This window comes from Lysinibacillus sp. FSL L8-0312, assembly GCF_038003285.1.
GTDB classification, from domain to species: domain Bacteria; phylum Bacillota; class Bacilli; order Bacillales_A; family Planococcaceae; genus Lysinibacillus; species Lysinibacillus fusiformis_D.
Genome location: NZ_JBBOOV010000001.1, coordinates 4,248,316 through 4,264,857, shown reverse-complemented (window position 1 = coordinate 4,264,857; position 16,542 = coordinate 4,248,316). Strand labels below are relative to the sequence as shown.

13 protein-coding genes are annotated in these 16,542 nt (G+C 37.9%); 3 read left to right on the top strand and 10 right to left on the bottom strand.

Annotation, left to right across the window (positions count from 1 at the left end; all coding sequences use genetic code 11):
• Position 1: 1 nt before the first annotated feature.
• The 10 genes from MHI22_RS21245 to MHI22_RS21200 all read right to left on the bottom strand — a co-directional run bounded on the left by MHI22_RS21245 (position 2) and on the right by MHI22_RS21200 (position 10,076).
• Positions 2-751 (bottom strand): Stp1/IreP family PP2C-type Ser/Thr phosphatase, encoded by a 750-nt coding sequence (locus MHI22_RS21245; RefSeq protein ID WP_058843486.1) that lies wholly within the window; start codon positions 749-751, stop codon positions 2-4.
• A 6-nt stretch (positions 752-757) separates the two neighbouring features.
• Positions 758-1,900 carry a 23S rRNA (adenine(2503)-C(2))-methyltransferase RlmN gene (gene rlmN, locus MHI22_RS21240; protein ID WP_036124927.1) on the bottom strand — a complete coding sequence of 381 codons (1,143 nt, stop codon included), beginning with the start codon at positions 1,898-1,900 and terminating at the stop codon, positions 758-760.
• Positions 1,900-3,261 carry a 16S rRNA (cytosine(967)-C(5))-methyltransferase RsmB gene (gene rsmB, locus MHI22_RS21235; RefSeq protein WP_036124929.1) on the bottom strand — a complete coding sequence of 454 codons (1,362 nt, stop codon included), beginning with the start codon at positions 3,259-3,261 and terminating at the stop codon, positions 1,900-1,902. The genes rlmN and rsmB overlap by 1 nt, the downstream gene beginning before the upstream one ends.
• Positions 3,258-4,199: a methionyl-tRNA formyltransferase gene (gene fmt / locus MHI22_RS21230; protein ID WP_036124932.1), complete on the bottom strand. Its 942-nt coding sequence runs from the start codon at positions 4,197-4,199 to the stop codon at positions 3,258-3,260. Before fmt ends, rsmB begins: the two co-directional genes overlap by 4 nt.
• Before the next feature lies 1 nt (position 4,200).
• A complete protein-coding gene (gene def, locus MHI22_RS21225; protein WP_036124934.1) occupies positions 4,201-4,695 on the bottom strand; it encodes a peptide deformylase in 495 nt (164 codons plus the stop codon).
• Positions 4,696-4,781: 86 nt separating this feature from the next.
• Entirely contained in the window at positions 4,782-7,193 is a 2,412-nt protein-coding gene (gene priA, locus MHI22_RS21220; protein WP_036124935.1) for a primosomal protein N', read from the bottom strand.
• Positions 7,190-8,194 (bottom strand): bifunctional phosphopantothenoylcysteine decarboxylase/phosphopantothenate--cysteine ligase CoaBC, encoded by a 1,005-nt coding sequence (gene coaBC, locus MHI22_RS21215; protein WP_058843484.1) that lies wholly within the window; start codon positions 8,192-8,194, stop codon positions 7,190-7,192. The genes priA and coaBC overlap by 4 nt, the downstream gene beginning before the upstream one ends.
• Before the next feature lie 125 nt (positions 8,195-8,319).
• A complete protein-coding gene (rpoZ, locus tag MHI22_RS21210; RefSeq protein WP_036125003.1) occupies positions 8,320-8,547 on the bottom strand; it encodes a DNA-directed RNA polymerase subunit omega in 228 nt (75 codons plus the stop codon).
• 4 nt (positions 8,548-8,551) lie between these two features.
• Positions 8,552-9,169 carry a guanylate kinase gene (gene gmk / locus MHI22_RS21205; RefSeq protein WP_036125005.1) on the bottom strand — a complete coding sequence of 206 codons (618 nt, stop codon included), beginning with the start codon at positions 9,167-9,169 and terminating at the stop codon, positions 8,552-8,554.
• 43 nt (positions 9,170-9,212) lie between these two features.
• Complete coding sequence (locus tag MHI22_RS21200) at positions 9,213-10,076, bottom strand: YicC/YloC family endoribonuclease (protein ID WP_254777840.1); 864 nt, start codon at positions 10,074-10,076, stop codon at positions 9,213-9,215.
• A gap of 273 nt (positions 10,077-10,349) precedes the next feature.
• Between MHI22_RS21200 and MHI22_RS21195 the strand changes: the two genes are divergently transcribed.
• The 3 genes from MHI22_RS21195 (at position 10,350) to MHI22_RS21185 (ending at position 16,542) form a co-directional block, all read left to right on the top strand.
• The gene (locus tag MHI22_RS21195; protein WP_340812639.1) at positions 10,350-12,044 is read left to right on the top strand and encodes an Rqc2 family fibronectin-binding protein; all 1,695 of its coding nucleotides are present in this window, start codon (positions 10,350-10,352) and stop codon (positions 12,042-12,044) included.
• A 247-nt stretch (positions 12,045-12,291) separates the two neighbouring features.
• A complete protein-coding gene (locus MHI22_RS21190; protein WP_340812638.1) occupies positions 12,292-13,977 on the top strand; it encodes a methyl-accepting chemotaxis protein in 1,686 nt (561 codons plus the stop codon).
• 909 nt (positions 13,978-14,886) lie between these two features.
• Positions 14,887-16,542 (top strand): peptide ABC transporter substrate-binding protein, encoded by a 1,656-nt coding sequence (locus MHI22_RS21185; protein ID WP_036125017.1) that lies wholly within the window; start codon positions 14,887-14,889, stop codon positions 16,540-16,542.

The following is a 16,542-nucleotide window of genomic DNA, read 5'->3' as shown; positions in this document are numbered from 1 at the left end:
CTTACACCTCCTCATCCTTTTTTGTTAGTAGCACGAGGGAGATATTGTCTTCTCCCCCGCTGGCATTTGCCAATTCTACAAGCTTACGTCCTTTTTCTTCAATGGCATCTGGATACGTTATAATTGAAGCCATTTCATAGACAGTGAGTTTATTGCTTAAGCCATCTGAACAAATGAGTAAATACGATTCTGATGCTAAATCTACTTCATAAAAGTCTGGCTCTAGCGTTTCCTCTGTTCCAACAGCTTTTAAAATGAAATTTTTCTTTGGGTGTGTCAAAGCTTCTTCTTCACTTATTTCGCCATTTTCTACCAGTACATTTACATATGAATGATCTCTTGTTATTTGTTGTGCACCATCTTCAAAGAAATAATACACACGACTATCCCCAACATGTGCAATGAAGCAATGATACTCTTCTATTAACACCGCAATAAACGTCGTGCCCATTCCTTTACAGTCTTCATGTGATAAAGAATAGTCATATATCGTTTTATTCAATTGCTTAACTGTGTGCAATAACCATTCTTTTTTTGATGTTGTTGATACAAAATGATGTGCGTCTGCCTGTAAAAAAAAGGATTCCATCTGTTTAATTGCCATATCACTTGCTACATCACCAGCATTATGACCACCCATGCCGTCCGCCACAAGTGCTAGTGCAAGCCCGTCAGGACGTTTAAAAAATGCAGCACGGTCTTCATTAATTGATCGTTTTAAACCAATATCACTTTCGACTGTGTATTCCAACACTGGTCACCTCGTTTCTTCAGATCTCTCTTGAGCACGTAATTGACCACACGCAGCTGCGATATCTGAGCCTTGCTCTCGGCGGATCGTTACGTTAATCCCATTTTTCTTTAAGGTTTTTTCAAAAGCAAAAATTTGACTACGAGACGTACGAACATAATCACGTTCTGGTACGTAGTTGACAGGAATCAAGTTAACGTGACATTTAATTCCTTTAATTAATGCCGATAACTCCTCTGCAATTTCCACTGAATCATTTTCACCAGACATCAATCCATACTCAAAACTCACTCGTCGCCCTGTTTTTTTAGTATAGTAACGAACAGCCTCCATTAATTCATCCAATTTGTATGCACGAGCAATTGGCATTAGCTTTTGACGTGCCTCTTGGTTTGGTGCGTGTAGTGACACGGCGAAGTTAATTTGTAATTGTTCATCTGCAAACTGATAAATTTTTGGAACAATCCCTGATGTTGATACAGTAATATGACGTGCACCGATATTTAACCCTTTTTCATGGTTGATTACTTTTAAGAAGTTCATCATCGCATCATAGTTATCGAAAGGTTCGCCAATACCCATAATGACAATATGCGATACTCGCTCGCCCACTTCATCTAAAGTCTGCTGCACTTTGACAACTTGCTCCACGATTTCTCCTGCTAGTAGATGTCGCTTCAAACCACCTAAAGTGGAAGCACAAAATGTACAGCCGATTCGACATCCTACTTGTGTTGTTACACAAACAGAGTTGCCATATTCATGGCGCATTAATACGGTTTCGATTGAATAGCCATCTTGCAATTGAAATAAAAATTTAATGGTACCATCTTTAGATTCTTGCTTAATAATGGTTGATAGTGTTGTTAAAGCAAAATTGGCTGTTAACTTATCACGCAATCCCTTTGAAAGGTTCGACATTTCTTCAAATGTCTTTACACGTTTATTATACAGCCAGTCAAAAATTTGAGTAGCACGGAAAGGTTTTTCACCGTTTTCTGTTAACCATTCTTCTAACTGATATGGCTGTAAAGAATAAATAGATTCTTTTAAATTTGGTTTTTCTTTCTTGACACGTCGGACGGGCTTGTCTTCCGCTTCATCAACTAAATCGTTAATACGTTCATTAAATTTCTCTTGATCCACCATTAGTTGGATTCTCCTTTTTTACGAAAGGCGGCAACGAAGAAACCGTCACTGCCAAAGTCTTGTGGAAAGACTTGAAGCATGCCATTAGCTTGCTTTTCCGCTAATTTTGTTGGTAAAGACTCTAGTTGTATTGCTTCCATTTCTGGATGCGCTGTTAAAAAGGCATGAACTGTGCCTTCATTTTCTTGTAGATCGACTGTACAAGTACTGTACACAAGCTTTCCATCTGTTTTCAATACTTTAGTTGCTGCCTCAAGTAAAGCTAATTGGATTTTTTGTAGATTTTCTAAATCTTCTTCTCGCTTTGTATATTTAATATCGGGCTTACGTCGCATAACCCCTAGCCCACTACATGGTGCATCAACTAAAATAGCATCAAAAGACGCTGCTTGTAAAAATTCTGGTGCTTTCCGTCCATCAATTGGGGCTGTTTCAACAATATCAAGCCCTAGACGTTCTGTATTATGGTCGATTAAATCTAATTTATGTGGATGAAGGTCTGTCGCTAAAATAGATCCTTCATTTTTCATTATTTCGGCTAAATGTGTTGTTTTTCCACCCGGGGCTGCACACATATCAAGGACACGCATGCCAGGAGATGGATTTAACACTTTAGCAGGTATCATTGAACTTTCATCTTGGATAGTAATGTGACCTTCTTTAAATACTTTTGTACGTGCAGGTTGACCATTGGTTACACGTAAACATTCAGGCATTAAATCACTTTGCTGTACTGTTAATCCTTCTTCCTCTAGTTCAGCAATAGCCTGTTTAACCGTTGTTTTTGTTGTATTCACACGCACTGTTTGCATAGCTGGCACATTGTTTTCATGCAACATTGCTGTTGCTAGCTCTAAACCGTAGTTTGCTACAAATCGTTGCACTAACCACTCGGGATGGCTTGTTTCAATAGCAAGTCGCTCCATTGGATCTGCTATATCCTCTGTAGAAGGAACGCCGCTACGTAACACCGATCTTAAAATCCCATTCACCGTCGAAGCAATACCACGATGCCCTCTACGCTTGGCAATTTCCACTGCTTCATTTACAGCAGCATGTGGTGGGATACGAGTTAAATAATGAATTTGATACAACGATATTCTTAATAACCAACGTACCCAATGATCGACTGACCCACGAATAAAAGGCTCTAAATAAAAATCAAGCGTCATTTTATGCTGTAAAGTTCCATACGTAATTTCAGTTAATAAGGCACGATCTTTCGCCTCAATTTTATGTCGTTTAATTGTTTCGTTTAGCAATAAGTTGCTATATGCTTGGTTTTTATCAACTGCTAATAGAATAGATAATGCAGCATCTCGCACATTTCCATCCCAAATCACTACACTTTTTTTACTCATTTAAATTGGTCCCCAATCTGTAATTTAGAACCTGTACCACGTAAATACTCCTCTGCAGTCATACGCTTCTTGCCAGCTGGCTGCACGTCATATAAGGCTAAAGTTGTACCGTTGCCAGCAGCTACTTCAAAATGATCTTTCTCAATCGCTACAACTGTACCTGGATTCGTCTCATGCTTGCATTTACCAATAGCTGCCCACCATACTTTAAAATTACCATCCTCAAAAGTTGTATAAGCAACCGGCCACGGATGAAGACCACGTACTTGATTGTATAAAGTAGCAGCATCGTTTGTCCAATCGATGCGTTCTTGCTCTCTCGAAATATTGCTGGCGAAGGTAACAAGTGCTTCATCTTGGACTGTTCGGCTATTTGTACCATTTATAATAGAAGGAAGTGTCTCTTTTAGGAGCTCACAACCCACTATGCTTAGCTTTTCAAAAAGGCCACCTGTATAGTCGTTTTCTTCAATAGGAATCGCTCTTTGAGAGATAATATCTCCAGCATCAAGCTTCTCTGCCATATACATAATGGTTACCCCAGTCTCTTTCTCGCCATCTATAATAGCTTGATGAATAGGAGCGCCTCCACGGTATTTTGGAAGTAGTGAGGCATGAACATTAATGCAGCCAAAAGCAGGAGCATCTAATAGCTCCTTTGGTAGTATTTGTCCAAAAGCTGCTGTTATCACTAAATCTGGCTGTAGAGCAAGAATTTGTTGTAACTCTTCAGAGCCGCGCAATTTTTCTGGTTGAATAATTGGTAAGCCAAGTTCCAAAGCTGCAGCCTTCACAGGTGGTGGTGTCAATACACGCTTTCGCCCAACTGGACGATCTGGCTGTGTCACAACTGCTTTAATATCGTATCCTTCATCATGTAGCATACGCAAAATAGGTGCTGAGAAGTCAGGTGTCCCCATAAAAATTATAGACGTCATTTTATTCCTCCTCTTCTGCGTACAGTTCTTCAAGTTCTTCTGCTGTAATAATACGCTTGATTTTCGAATCAAACAGCACGCCGTCTAAATGATCAATTTCATGTAAGATGGCACGGGCATCAAAGCCTCCTGCTTCTAATTCATATACACGTCCTTCACGATCACAAGCTTCAATTTTAACATAGTTAGGACGTTCTACTTCACCATATAACCCTGGAAAGCTCAAGCAACCTTCAATATCTATTTCCGCTCCATCTGTTTCAATAACCGTTGGATTAATCATTTCTAAAATATCGCGTTCCTCACCTAGTTCTACAATTGCTACGCGTAAGCCTACATCTATTTGTGGCGCTGCAATACCAACGCCATCATATTCCACCATTGTGTCATATAAATCATCTAGTAATGCAATGATTCCATCATTAATTTCTGTCACTTCTGCACATGGTGTTGATAGTACTTTTGCTGGGTTTTCGATTACTTTTTTTATAGCCATTCTCATTTCCTCATTTCTGTATTCAAGCTAGTGCAATAGCTGATTGTTCATTTTACTATTGTAAAAAAATCTTGCTGTTAATTTCACTATATAGTAGACGGATCTAAATCTACCGTCATTAATATTCCTTGTTTAATCCATTCTGCTCGATACATGGCAAGCAGTCGCTGTAACACTGGAATTAGATTTGGTTCAATTTTATATTTTATCAAACATTGATAACGATATCTATTTTGGAGACGAGCAATACTTGCCGTTGTTGGTCCTATAATGGCTACTTGATTCGATAAATTTCCTCGTAGCCAATCTGCCACTCGTCCAGCATATTCAGCAGCCATCATGACATCTTCATGAGATAATTGAATAAGGGCTACAAAATAATAAGGTGGATAGCTGGAGCGACGACGTAAAAACATCTCTCGTTCATAAAATGGTTCATACTCCTGCGTTTTGGCTAGCTCAATTGCATAATGCTCAGGGGTATACGTCTGAATAATTACTTCCCCTGGCTTATCATGTCGTCCTGCCCTTCCACTTACCTGTGTTAGTAGCTGAAATGTGCGCTCTGCTGCACGATAATCAGGTAAATGCAAGGATGTATCAGCACTTAGTACACCGACAAGAGTAATATTAGGAAAATCAAGACCCTTTGCGATCATTTGCGTCCCCAGTAAAATATCTGCATGTCCAGCTCCAAATGTATCTAAGATTTCTTCATGTGCCCCTTTATGCTTCGTGGTATCTACATCCATACGTAACACTCTTGCCTCAGGAAATAGTTTAAAAAGTTCTTCCTCGACTTTTTGTGTACCTGTACCAAAGTAACGAATATGATCGCTTTGACATTGTGGACATATTTTAGGAACAGATTCCTCGTAACCGCAATAATGGCATTTTAATTTCTCCGTTGTCCGATGATAGGTTAAGGAAATGTCGCAATTTGGACATTGTACAACCGTACCACAATCCCTACATAGAACAAACGATGAATAACCACGACGATTTAAAAACAGCACCATCTGTTCTTTTTTCTCAAGTCTTATACGAATCGCCTCAGCAAGAGAGTCTGAGAACATCGAACGATTTCCTTGACGAAGCTCTTCACGCATATCTGCAATAAAAACAGTCGGCAATGCTTGGTGTAAAGCACGTTGCGTTAATGAGAGTAGCGTATATACGCCCTTTTTAGCTCTGGCAAATGACTCTAGAGCTGGTGTTGCACTACCCAAAATAATAGGACATTTATAAAATTCGCTCCTCCATATGGCGACATCTCTTGCATGATAACGCGGCGAGTCTTCTTGCTTATACGTTGATTCATGTTCCTCATCCAAAATAATAAGACCAATATTCGTAAAGGGTGCAAAAATAGCGGAACGAGCACCAACTACTACTTTCACTTTACCTTGTTGAATTTTACGCCATTCATCATACTTCTCTCCAACAGATAATCCACTATGCATAACAGCAACCATCTCACCAAAGCGACTGCGGAATCGCTCAGTCATTTGAGGTGTTAAAGAGATTTCAGGTACCAACATAATGGCTTCTTTCCCTTCATCTAGCACCTTTTGAATAGCCTGTAAATAAACCTCTGTCTTACCGCTCCCTGTTACACCATGTAGCAAAAATGTTTGCGCTTGTTGCTGCTCTATAGCTGTAGTAATAGCTTGAAGAGCACCCCTCTGCTCCTCTGTTAATTGTAAGGCCTGTGTACGAGAAACTTTCTTCGTAAATGGATCACGAAAAACTTCCTCTTGAATAAACTGGGCAGCTCCTTTTTCAATTACTGCCTCTAATACCGATATCGAGACTCCTGTTTCCTCACAAATGTGCTGGGGTGATAAAATTTCTCCTAGATGTTGACACATCCATTGTAGTAATAGACGTTGTTTAACGGCTCTTTTTGACTGTTCCAAAGCCTGTTCTACAAGTTGCTGGTCTTCTGTAATTTGAACCATTCGGATTTCTTTTACATTGCCCTGCTGCTTCACAACATTCTCAATTGAAACAATGCTCTCTGCAACCAACTGCTTTAGTAAAGGAAGTAAACCTGCTCGCTCAAATTCTTTAAAGTTGGCTTGTTGGCGTTTACCAAAAATGTACTGTACTTCTTCTGGTAGACTTTGAGACTGTTGTAATTTAATTATTTTTTCATACTTAGCCCGAAGTGCAGATGGTAACATCACTTGCAAGGCATCTATTTCATAGCAAATCGTGTTGTTCTTTAACCATTTCGCCATTAGCAGCATTTCTTCTGTCAGGACCGGCTCCATGTCTAAAATTTGAGTGATAGCCTTTAATTTATTCAGTGGTACATCTGTTTCCTTTTTCAAGCCAACGATAAAGCCTAAAACATTTCTTGGACCAAATGGCACTTTCACACGACAGCCTAATTCTATTACGTTTACCCATTCGAGAGGTACTTGATAATCAAAGGGACGGTCTACATGGTAGGTAGAGACGTCTACAATGACCTCTGCTATTAAAAAGCTCATTGCACCTCATCCTTTGTAATATGAGACCAGAGTGTCTGTGCAAAAAGCTGGGGATTTGTCGTAGCCAAAAATTGTCCATTAAGCTGAGCATTTTCACTAAAATCAATCCAGCTATCAGAAAGTATATTGATCATTGGTTTACCTTGCACTTGCTGTCCGAAAGTGATTGCATTCGTTCCTTCTACAGAAATAATCGGCGTTTCGTCGATGGTTGGTACATTCGCTGCATGTATAAAAAATGCTTGGGGATATTGGATTTTATAGGCTTCCAGTTGTTGAATAACATCATACAAATTGCTATTTTCAATTTCAATCACATGTGCCCCACGTATCCTTGCCTCATTCGCTAATGCTCGTCCAATAATGCCACTTGCCTGTGGGCTAATCATATGCTTTTCATCTAATGGTACTTGCAACGCACCTGCTGTCACAATTACGGTTTTACCTTTTAATGGTTTGGATTGTCCTGAAAAAAAAGTCTTTACTAGGGCCGTTATTTTTTCAGGTTCCTCTAAACGTCCCTTCCCGACATAGCCACATGCTAAAAACCCCTCTGAAGGCTCAATGAATTGGTATCCATCAGCTGATAGCCGATCTAAATTTCGTTTTACCGCTGGATGGTCATACATGTGTACATTCATAGCTGGTGCAATCCAGACAGGGGCTGTAGTAGCAAGCAAGGTTGTTGTGACCATATCATCAGCAATACCATTGGCTAATTTGCCAATCATATTGGCCGTAGCGGGAGCCACTAAAATCAAATCAGCCCAATCTGCTAAATCGATATGGGCAATCACACTTGAATCTTTTTCATCAAACGTGTCAAAATAAACGTCATTTTTGGACATCACTTGAAAACTTAATGGATTCACAAACTGTCTAGCAGAAGCTGTCATCATAACTTTTACATTGGCCCCTGCTTGTGATAGCTTGCTAACGAGCGCAACAGCCTTATATACTGCAATTCCACCTGAAACACATAGTAAAATATTTTTATTCATGCTAGGTGTCGTCCTTTCAAATGATAAGCTCCCAAAGAAGGATTCCCTGGGAGCTCTCGGCATTCTGTATAATCAAAATCTACTGCGAACTAGCATGCATGTAACCCAACTACGTTACATGTATGTTAAATTTCGTCTTCGTACACAGCGGACTCATCCTGTGATACCTTCGTAAGTACACCTGCCGCTACTTCTTCAAGTGCTCTTCCTACGTATTTATGAGAAACATACTTGTGTAAACGTTCTGTATCTTGCTCTTCTTGCATTTGGCGAGCACGTTTAGAAGCAAGGCTCACTAATGAATATTTTGAATCGATTTCTTTTTTTAAAGCGTCCACTGATGGGTATAACATTGTTTTATTCTCCTCTCAACATTGACAAATATCTTTTTTCAACACGTTCTCTACGACAATGCTCGGCTTTAATAATCGCATTTATACGATCACAGGCATTCGTCACTTCATCATTCTCCACAACATAATCATACAAGCTCATCATTTCAAGCTCTTCACTTGCAGTAGCTATGCGTTTCGCAATGATATCCTCTGTTTCCGTCCCACGCCCAACTAAACGGTCTTTTAATTCCGTTAAACTTGGAGGGGCCAAAAAAATAAATAAGGCATCTGGTGCTTTTTTACGAATTTGTGCTGCACCCTGCACTTCGATTTCTAAAAATACATCACGACCTGCATCCAGTGTTTCATTCACATAGGCTAGTGGTGTTCCATAATAGTTACCAACAAATTCAGCGTGCTCTAATAAGCCACCTTGTTCAATTAACGTTTCAAATGCTTCACGCGTCTTGAAAAAATAGTCTACACCATCTACTTCCCCTTCGCGAGGATTTCGTGTTGTCATCGAGATGGAATACTCATAATTCGTATTCGGCTGAGAAAATAATTCTTTTCGCACTGTCCCTTTACCTACACCAGATGGGCCAGACAGAACAATTAATAATCCACGTTCTTTTATCATTTATTCTCTATATCTCCCTTAATTTATAACAGACACGTGCAAGTTATTCGATGTTTTGCACTTGTTCACGCATCTTTTCTAAAATTGTTTTCGCCTGAACAACAGCAACAGCTGCTTCTGTAGATTGATTTTTTGAACCAATCGTATTAATTTCGCGATGTATTTCCTGCATTAAAAAATCTAATTTACGTCCAACTGAAATGGTTTCAAGTAATGTTTCCTCCAGCTGATTAAAGTGACTATCTAGTCTGTCTAATTCTTCGGAGATGTCTACGCGTTCTGCAAAAATCGCTACTTCTGCTAGTAAACGATCATCTAGCAATGTGCCATCTGCGACTTCAGCAATTCGTTCTATTAATCGTGTACGATATTTTTCAACAGCAAGAGAAGAGCACAAACGAATCTGATTCACTTGTTCCATCAACTGTTCTTTATATTGTACAACAACTTCTTGTAATTCTTGCCCTTCACGTTCCCGCATTTGTACGAGCTGTTTAATTGCTTGTGAAATCGCTTGTTCAACAGCACTTAGCAAATCCTCTGGTGTAAGCTGTGGCTTTTGCTGTACAAGTGCCTGTTCTAGCGATAAAAGCTCTTGCATCGTCCATTTTTCTTCAAGTGGTACTTTACTTGCTAATTGCTCTTTTGCCTTACGATACGCTTCAATTAATGACCAATTAATTTCAATAGATTGCTCTACGTTCTCTAAGTCTTTCACATATACCATCACATCAATTTTGCCGCGTGACAAAGCTTGTGAAATTAGTTTCTTTGCAAAAATTTCTGCTTCAAGCCATTCTTTCGGAAATTTTGCGTTAATTTCTAAAAAACGATGGTTGACCGAGCGCATTTCCACGGTTAATTGAAAGTCTCTAGTTGTTGTGACACCTCTGCCAAAACCAGTCATACTACGCACCAAGGTTCGTCACACCTTTCTTTGCATACTGGGATTATTATAACATAAGCTCTGTCGATTATGACGACTCTCCAAAAAAAATTGGTTAGAATAAAAGCTAATTCTACCACAATTGAAGCTATATTTTAATATTCACCTAAAAAATGCTATGATAAACATACAAATTGTGTATTTGTCGGAGCTGACAGATAGCGAAAGCAACTACACCATGAAAAAAATACGAAAGTACCAAGATGCTTGATATCGTTGGAAAGAGGAATTCATATGGCATTTGATGGCTTATTTACTTATTCAGTAACGGCCGACCTACAACAGCTTGTCACTGGTCGGATTACAAAAATACATCAACCTAATGCACAAGAAGTTGTGTTACATGTGCGGGCAAACGGAAAAAATCAAAAACTACTGTTCTCCATCCACTCTTCTTATGCACGTGTCCATCTTACGGAGCATACGATTGAAAATCCAGCAGAGCCTCCCATGTTTTGTATGCTTTTGCGTAAACATTTAGAGGGTGGTTTTATTTCATCCATAAAACAACATGATTTTGATCGTATTATAATAGTAGAAATTCACAGTAAAAATGAAATTGGCGATCCTATTGTAAGGGAAATACACGCTGAAATCATGGGTAGACATAGCAATCTACTGTTGATTGATCAAGAACCGGGGAAAATTATTGATAGCTTAAAGCATTTACCTCCATCCGTAAATAGCTTCCGAACTGTGTTACCAGGTCAACCGTATATTGCACCACCCACACAAAATAAATGGAACCCATTAACGGTTACAGATGAAGAGCTAACAATGTTTTTCGCTGAAGCAAAAACGACCAAAGAGATCGTAACACAGTTAGCCGGTTTTTCGCCTCTTCACGCTGAAGAATTATTGTACCGCATGACAACAGCATCTAATGCACCAGCCTGTTTCAAGGAATTTATGACATCCTTTGCAAACGGTGGTATGAAGCCAATGTATGTACTTTCTAATAACAAAACGTATTTCTCACCTATTGAGTTGAGTCATTTGCAGGGAGAAGTAACTGTCTACCCTAATGTTCACGAGCTTCTCGACCGCGTATTTTTTGCACGTGCAGAACGAGACCGTGTGAAACAACAAGCAGGTGATTTAGAGCGCTGGCTACAAAATGAAATTGATAAACTATCCTTAAAAACGAAAAAGCTGACGAAGGACTACGAGCGTGCCTCCAAGCTTGATCAATTTCAGCTTTATGGTGAGCTATTAATGGCAAATATTTATGCCTTTAAAAAAGGTGTCAAAGAGGTAACGGTAACAAACTACTATAGTGAAACAGGCGAAGTGATTACGATTCCAGTAAGTGAACGTAAAACACCGATTGAAAATGCGCAAAGCTATTACACAAAATATACAAAGGCAAAAAACGCCTTGGTTATGGTTCAAGAGCAGCTTGAAAAAACGACAGAAGAAATTGCCTACTTTGAAATGCTGGCACAACAAGTACAGCAAGCTTCTCCAGGGGATATTGAGGAAATTCGCGAAGAGCTGGCAGAGCAAGGCTACTTAAAACTACGTCATGCCAAGAAAAAGAAAAAACAAGTAAAGCCAGAACCAGAGCGCTATGTTTCATCTACAGGTGTATCGATCTCTGTTGGAAAAAACAATAAGCAAAATGATATGTTGACGTTTAAAATAGCAAAACGCACAGATATTTGGTTGCACACAAAGGATATTCCAGGATCTCACGTTGTCATCCATTCAAGTGAACCAGACGACACAACATTACGAGAAGCTGCCACATTAGCCGCTTATTTTTCTAAAGCTAGAGAATCTTCTTCTGTGCCAGTGGATTACACAGAAATTCGACAGGTCAAGAAACCAAATGGGGCTAAACCGGGTTTTGTCATTTACTTTGAACAGAAAACACTGTATATTGACCCTGATGAGGCTGTCATTTTACAGTTAAAAAAACAGTCATAAGATAGAAACCGAGACAAAACATCTCGGTTTCTTCTTTTTTATAGTACAAACACGTAATCCGTACTATAAAACGATGAAAACAGCCATATCTTCATTGTTTTTTACAGACAATCTTCCTTATTATAATAACATTAAAAAAACATATGAATAATCTGAACTGTTTCTCCCATCAGTTATTGACTTCTCCCTTTCAGAAAAGCAATATTTAAATATAAAACTTGAATAGCATCAGAAAGGGCGTATCCACATGTCTGTAGGTAAAAAATTAAGCTTTGGTTTCTTTACAATTATTCTCACGCTAATCATTTCATTAATGATTATGTTCCTGCTATTTTCAAACATTGAAAAAAAGATTGAAAATGCATTAGAAGGACATGTCGCTCTTGTAGAGTTAGCAGATGATATTCAATTTGAAATGGCCATGCAAGGACTTTTCATTCGTGCCATTATCATTGAAGACAATCCAGCAAATAAAGAGAGTTTTACAAAATATGCAAGTATGCTAGATAAGCATGTAGAAGCAATAACGGAAAAAGCGGATTCAGCTGAAATGGAAACATATGCAAACGAGTTAGCTACATATAATGATGCTTTTAACAAGTCGGCAACAGAAGCACTGGCACTATTTGAAGCTGGTAATCTTGAAGGAGCTTTGCAAAAGGTCAATGGTGACGTACAGCAAGCCAATAGAAATATACAGGACATATCAGATAAAATTGGGAACTATCAAAAACAACAGCTTGACACGGTGACAAAAGAATCGAAACAGGCAGTATCCAACTCTCAAATTATTTCTGTCATTGCTATTATTATTGGTATTGCCCTAGGTGTTTTCCTAATATTCTACATACAACGCACTATTTCTCGTCCTTTAAAATCGGTAGTTCAAGCAGCTAACCATATTGCCAGCGGTGAATTGTTTCATGAAAATCTTACTCACTATTCAAAGGATGAAATTGGTCAGCTATCGACAGCTTTTAATGAAATGAAGGGAAATATAAAAAATTTATTAACCCATATTCAAGATAATGCAGAGCATTTAACAGCTTCCGTAGAAGAACTTTCTGCCTCAACTGAAGAAATCACTACCTCTGCAGACGAGATTACAATGCGTATAAATGAAACAGCTAATGCAGCTGTAGCCGCTACAGTTGCAGCCAACGAAAGCGCACATGCTATGGATGAAACGGCAGTAGGTGTTCAACGTATAGCGGAAGCAACTCAACAACTACATCATAATGCTGTTACAACATTTGAATTAGCGACAAATGGCAATAACACAGTAGAAGAAGCTCAACAACAAATGAATGTAATTCATGAATCAACACAAGTAATCAATACCCTTGTTCAAAAGTTGAGCAAACAATCCGAAGAGATTAGTCAAATCACAGCTGTCATTACAGCCATTACCGATCAAACGAATTTATTGGCACTTAATGCAGCGATTGAAGCGGCACGTGCTGGAGAGCATGGGAAAGGATTTGCCGTTGTTGCAGATGAGGTTCGCAAGCTAGCTGAAGAGTCCAAGCAATCAGCCAATCAAATTGTTACATTAACACAGGAAATTCAGGAAGATACACATAATGTAGAAAAAGCAGTTTTCGATGGGCTTCACTCTGTCACAGAGGGTGTAAAAACCATTGGACATGCAGGGCAAGCATTTGAATCAATCGTAAAAGCGATTAATACGATGACAGATCAAATAGAAGATATATCAGCTACTTCTGAAGAAATTTCAGCCAGTGCCGAACAAGTAGCCGCCTCTGTTGCAGAAATTGCTCATGGTGCTTCAACTAGCTCAGACAATACTCAAATCGTAGCTACAGCAAGCAAGGAGCAATCTATTACGATGCAACAAATAAATCAAGTTGCCTCTGATCTAAGTGAAAAGTCCTTAGATTTACAGAATCAAATCAATCATTTCAAACTTTAACTTAAAAAACAGTGCATTTCATATATATGAGAGCACTGTTTTTGTAATTTTCATACATATTATCCTCATGAATCCAGAAGCATATCTTTCTGAAAAGCTAATGAAGGCGGTTTCAATCAATTAAAAATCAGATTTTTAGTAATTATTTGCATAATCAATCCTTGTCAGCAAGACAAATGACATCCTTAAAAAAACATCATTGACATAGTTGGCTGTTTTGGGAGAATATGGTCAAAAATCAAGCAATACTTGCATTAATTAATGGATGAATAAAATAGGTTAGCATTGCATATATGCATGTATAGTCAGTTAGCTAGTAAATTATTTCAAAAAAATATAATTATCATCATTCACTTCTCGTTAAACCCAAAATTTCCTTAGAATGGGTACCTTTTTTCATAGATTTGCTCTATTTTTTCTTGTTCCTATCCACAATTGGTTAATCCTAGAAAATTACAAAACAAGTTTCTTATATATCATTAATAGATAAAAATAATCATGTTTCGCGATCATAAATTACAAGAAATTACCTCCAAAAGAAACTAATTCACTTAGTTTTACACAGATTTTCTACAAATCTATACAAATCCCTCAAGGTATTACATCCATGACTTTTGATTCATTTTTCAAATATCGATAATATTATCAAAAAAATAGGAATTTTCGGTATAGTAAATCATTTTTTTATTTTTGATTTATTTTTGATATTCAAAATAGATAATTATCAAAATATTATCATATAAACACTCTATTCCATTAGAGTGATAAATCAGAAAAATTTATCACTCTATTAAATGTCAGATAATACTATATAAATTTGAATCTTTTTTATTTTGTGCACAATGATTTTTTTGGTATATTAAATAGGAGCTTCACAAAAGGCTTAAAAATTGTATAAGGGGGATTCACATGAATAAAAACAAAAAGTTTTTATTATTAACAGTTCTTGCAGTATTTTCTTTAGTACTTGCTGCATGTGGCTTCGGTGGAGATTCGTCTGAAAAATCTAAAGACGATGGAAAAGATTCTGGTTCATCTGGGACAGCTTCTAAAGACTTAAACCTAGTTGTAGCTTCTGAACCACCATCTTTACATCCACAACTTGCGACGGATTCTACATCTAGCGCAGTATTAATTAACATTTTTGAAGGTTTAACACGTACAGACAAAGAAGGTAAATCAACTCCAGCAATGGCTGAGAAATGGGACGTAAGTGAAGATGGTCTTACTTACACTTTCCATTTACGTGATGCAAAATGGACAAACGGAGATCCAGTAGTTGCTGGTGACTTCGAATATGCTTGGAAATGGGCTTTAAATCCTGAAAATCTATCGGAATATGCTTCTGTATTCTACCCAATTAAAGGTGCTGAAGCTTACAATCTTGGTGAAGGTGCTGTTGATGATGTAGCAATTAAAGCTGAAGATGATAAAACTTTAGTAGTTACATTAGCAAATCCGACTGCTTACTTCTTAGAATTAACTGCTTTCAAAACGTACGCACCTGTTAACCAAAAAGTAGTTGAAGGTAATGATGAATGGTACACTGATGCTGGTGAAAACTATGTAACAAACGGACCTTTCGTTTTAGATACTTGGAAACACAGTGACTCAATAGTTCTTAAGAAAAATACTGATTACTGGGATGCTGCAAATGTAGACCTTGAAACAGTTAATATAGGCATGGTTGAGAATGAAGCTACGGCAGTAACAATGTTTAAAAATGGAGAAATTGACTACTTAGGTTCTCCATACCAAACAGTAGCACTTGATGCAATTGATGGTTTCAAAACTGATGGCTCATTACAAATTGAGGATTATGCAGCTATTTATTGGTACAAATTTAATACAAAAGATAAAATTACTGGAAACGCTAACATTCGTAAAGCTTTAACATTAGCAATTGATCGCCAAAGCTTAATCGATAACGTTACTAAAGGTGAACAAAAGCCTGCTCTAGGTATGGTTCCATCTGCAATTTCTGGTTTTGAAGAAGACCGTGGTTATTATAAAGACAATGATATTGAAGGAGCAAAAGCTGCACTTGAAGCTGGAATGAAAGAGCTTGGTATTTCTGATCCAAAAGAAATCAGTATCAACCTTTCATTTAATACAAGTGAAGGACATGCTGCTATCGCTCAATTTATCCAAGAAGGTTGGAGCAAAAACCTTGGAATTTCAGTAAACCTTGATAACTCTGAATGGCAAGTATATTTAGAAAAACTTAACCAATTAGACTATCAAGTTGGTCGTATGGGATGGATTGCTGACTACAACGATGCTTATACATTCTTAGAAATGTACGATACTGCTGCCAACGGTAATAACGATACTGGTTGGGAAAACTCTCAATATAAAGATTTATTAAAACAATCTATTTCAGAAATAGACACTGCAAAGCGTTCTGAAATCTTAAAACAAGCTGAAGCAATTGCTATGACTGAATTCCCAGTTGGACCAATTTATTACTACACTAACTTATATGTTAAAGATGATAAAGTACAAAATATGTCTCCAGATAGAATCGGTATCATTCAACTTAAAGATGTTAAAATTACTGAATAA

Bases quoted from the DNA above. Each gene is read 5' to 3' on its own strand.
- rlmN (WP_036124927.1), bottom strand. From the start codon at position 1,900: ATGGTGGATCAAGAGAAATTTAATGAACGTATTAACGATTTAGTTGAT.
- rsmB (WP_036124929.1), bottom strand. From the start codon at position 3,261: ATGAGTAAAAAAAGTGTAGTGATTTGGGATGGAAATGTGCGAGATGCT.
- fmt (WP_036124932.1), bottom strand. From the start codon at position 4,199: ATGACGTCTATAATTTTTATGGGGACACCTGACTTCTCAGCACCTATT.
- def (WP_036124934.1), bottom strand. From the start codon at position 4,695: ATGGCTATAAAAAAAGTAATCGAAAACCCAGCAAAAGTACTATCAACA.
- priA (WP_036124935.1), bottom strand. From the start codon at position 7,193: ATGAGCTTTTTAATAGCAGAGGTCATTGTAGACGTCTCTACCTACCAT.
- coaBC (WP_058843484.1), bottom strand. From the start codon at position 8,194: ATGAATAAAAATATTTTACTATGTGTTTCAGGTGGAATTGCAGTATAT.
- rpoZ (WP_036125003.1), bottom strand. From the start codon at position 8,547: ATGTTATACCCATCAGTGGACGCTTTAAAAAAAGAAATCGATTCAAAA.
- gmk (WP_036125005.1), bottom strand. From the start codon at position 9,169: ATGATAAAAGAACGTGGATTATTAATTGTTCTGTCTGGCCCATCTGGT.
- MHI22_RS21200 (WP_254777840.1), bottom strand. From the start codon at position 10,076: ATGACTGGTTTTGGCAGAGGTGTCACAACAACTAGAGACTTTCAATTA.
- MHI22_RS21195 (WP_340812639.1), top strand. From the start codon at position 10,350: ATGGCATTTGATGGCTTATTTACTTATTCAGTAACGGCCGACCTACAA.
- MHI22_RS21190 (WP_340812638.1), top strand. From the start codon at position 12,292: ATGTCTGTAGGTAAAAAATTAAGCTTTGGTTTCTTTACAATTATTCTC.
- MHI22_RS21185 (WP_036125017.1), top strand. From the start codon at position 14,887: ATGAATAAAAACAAAAAGTTTTTATTATTAACAGTTCTTGCAGTATTT.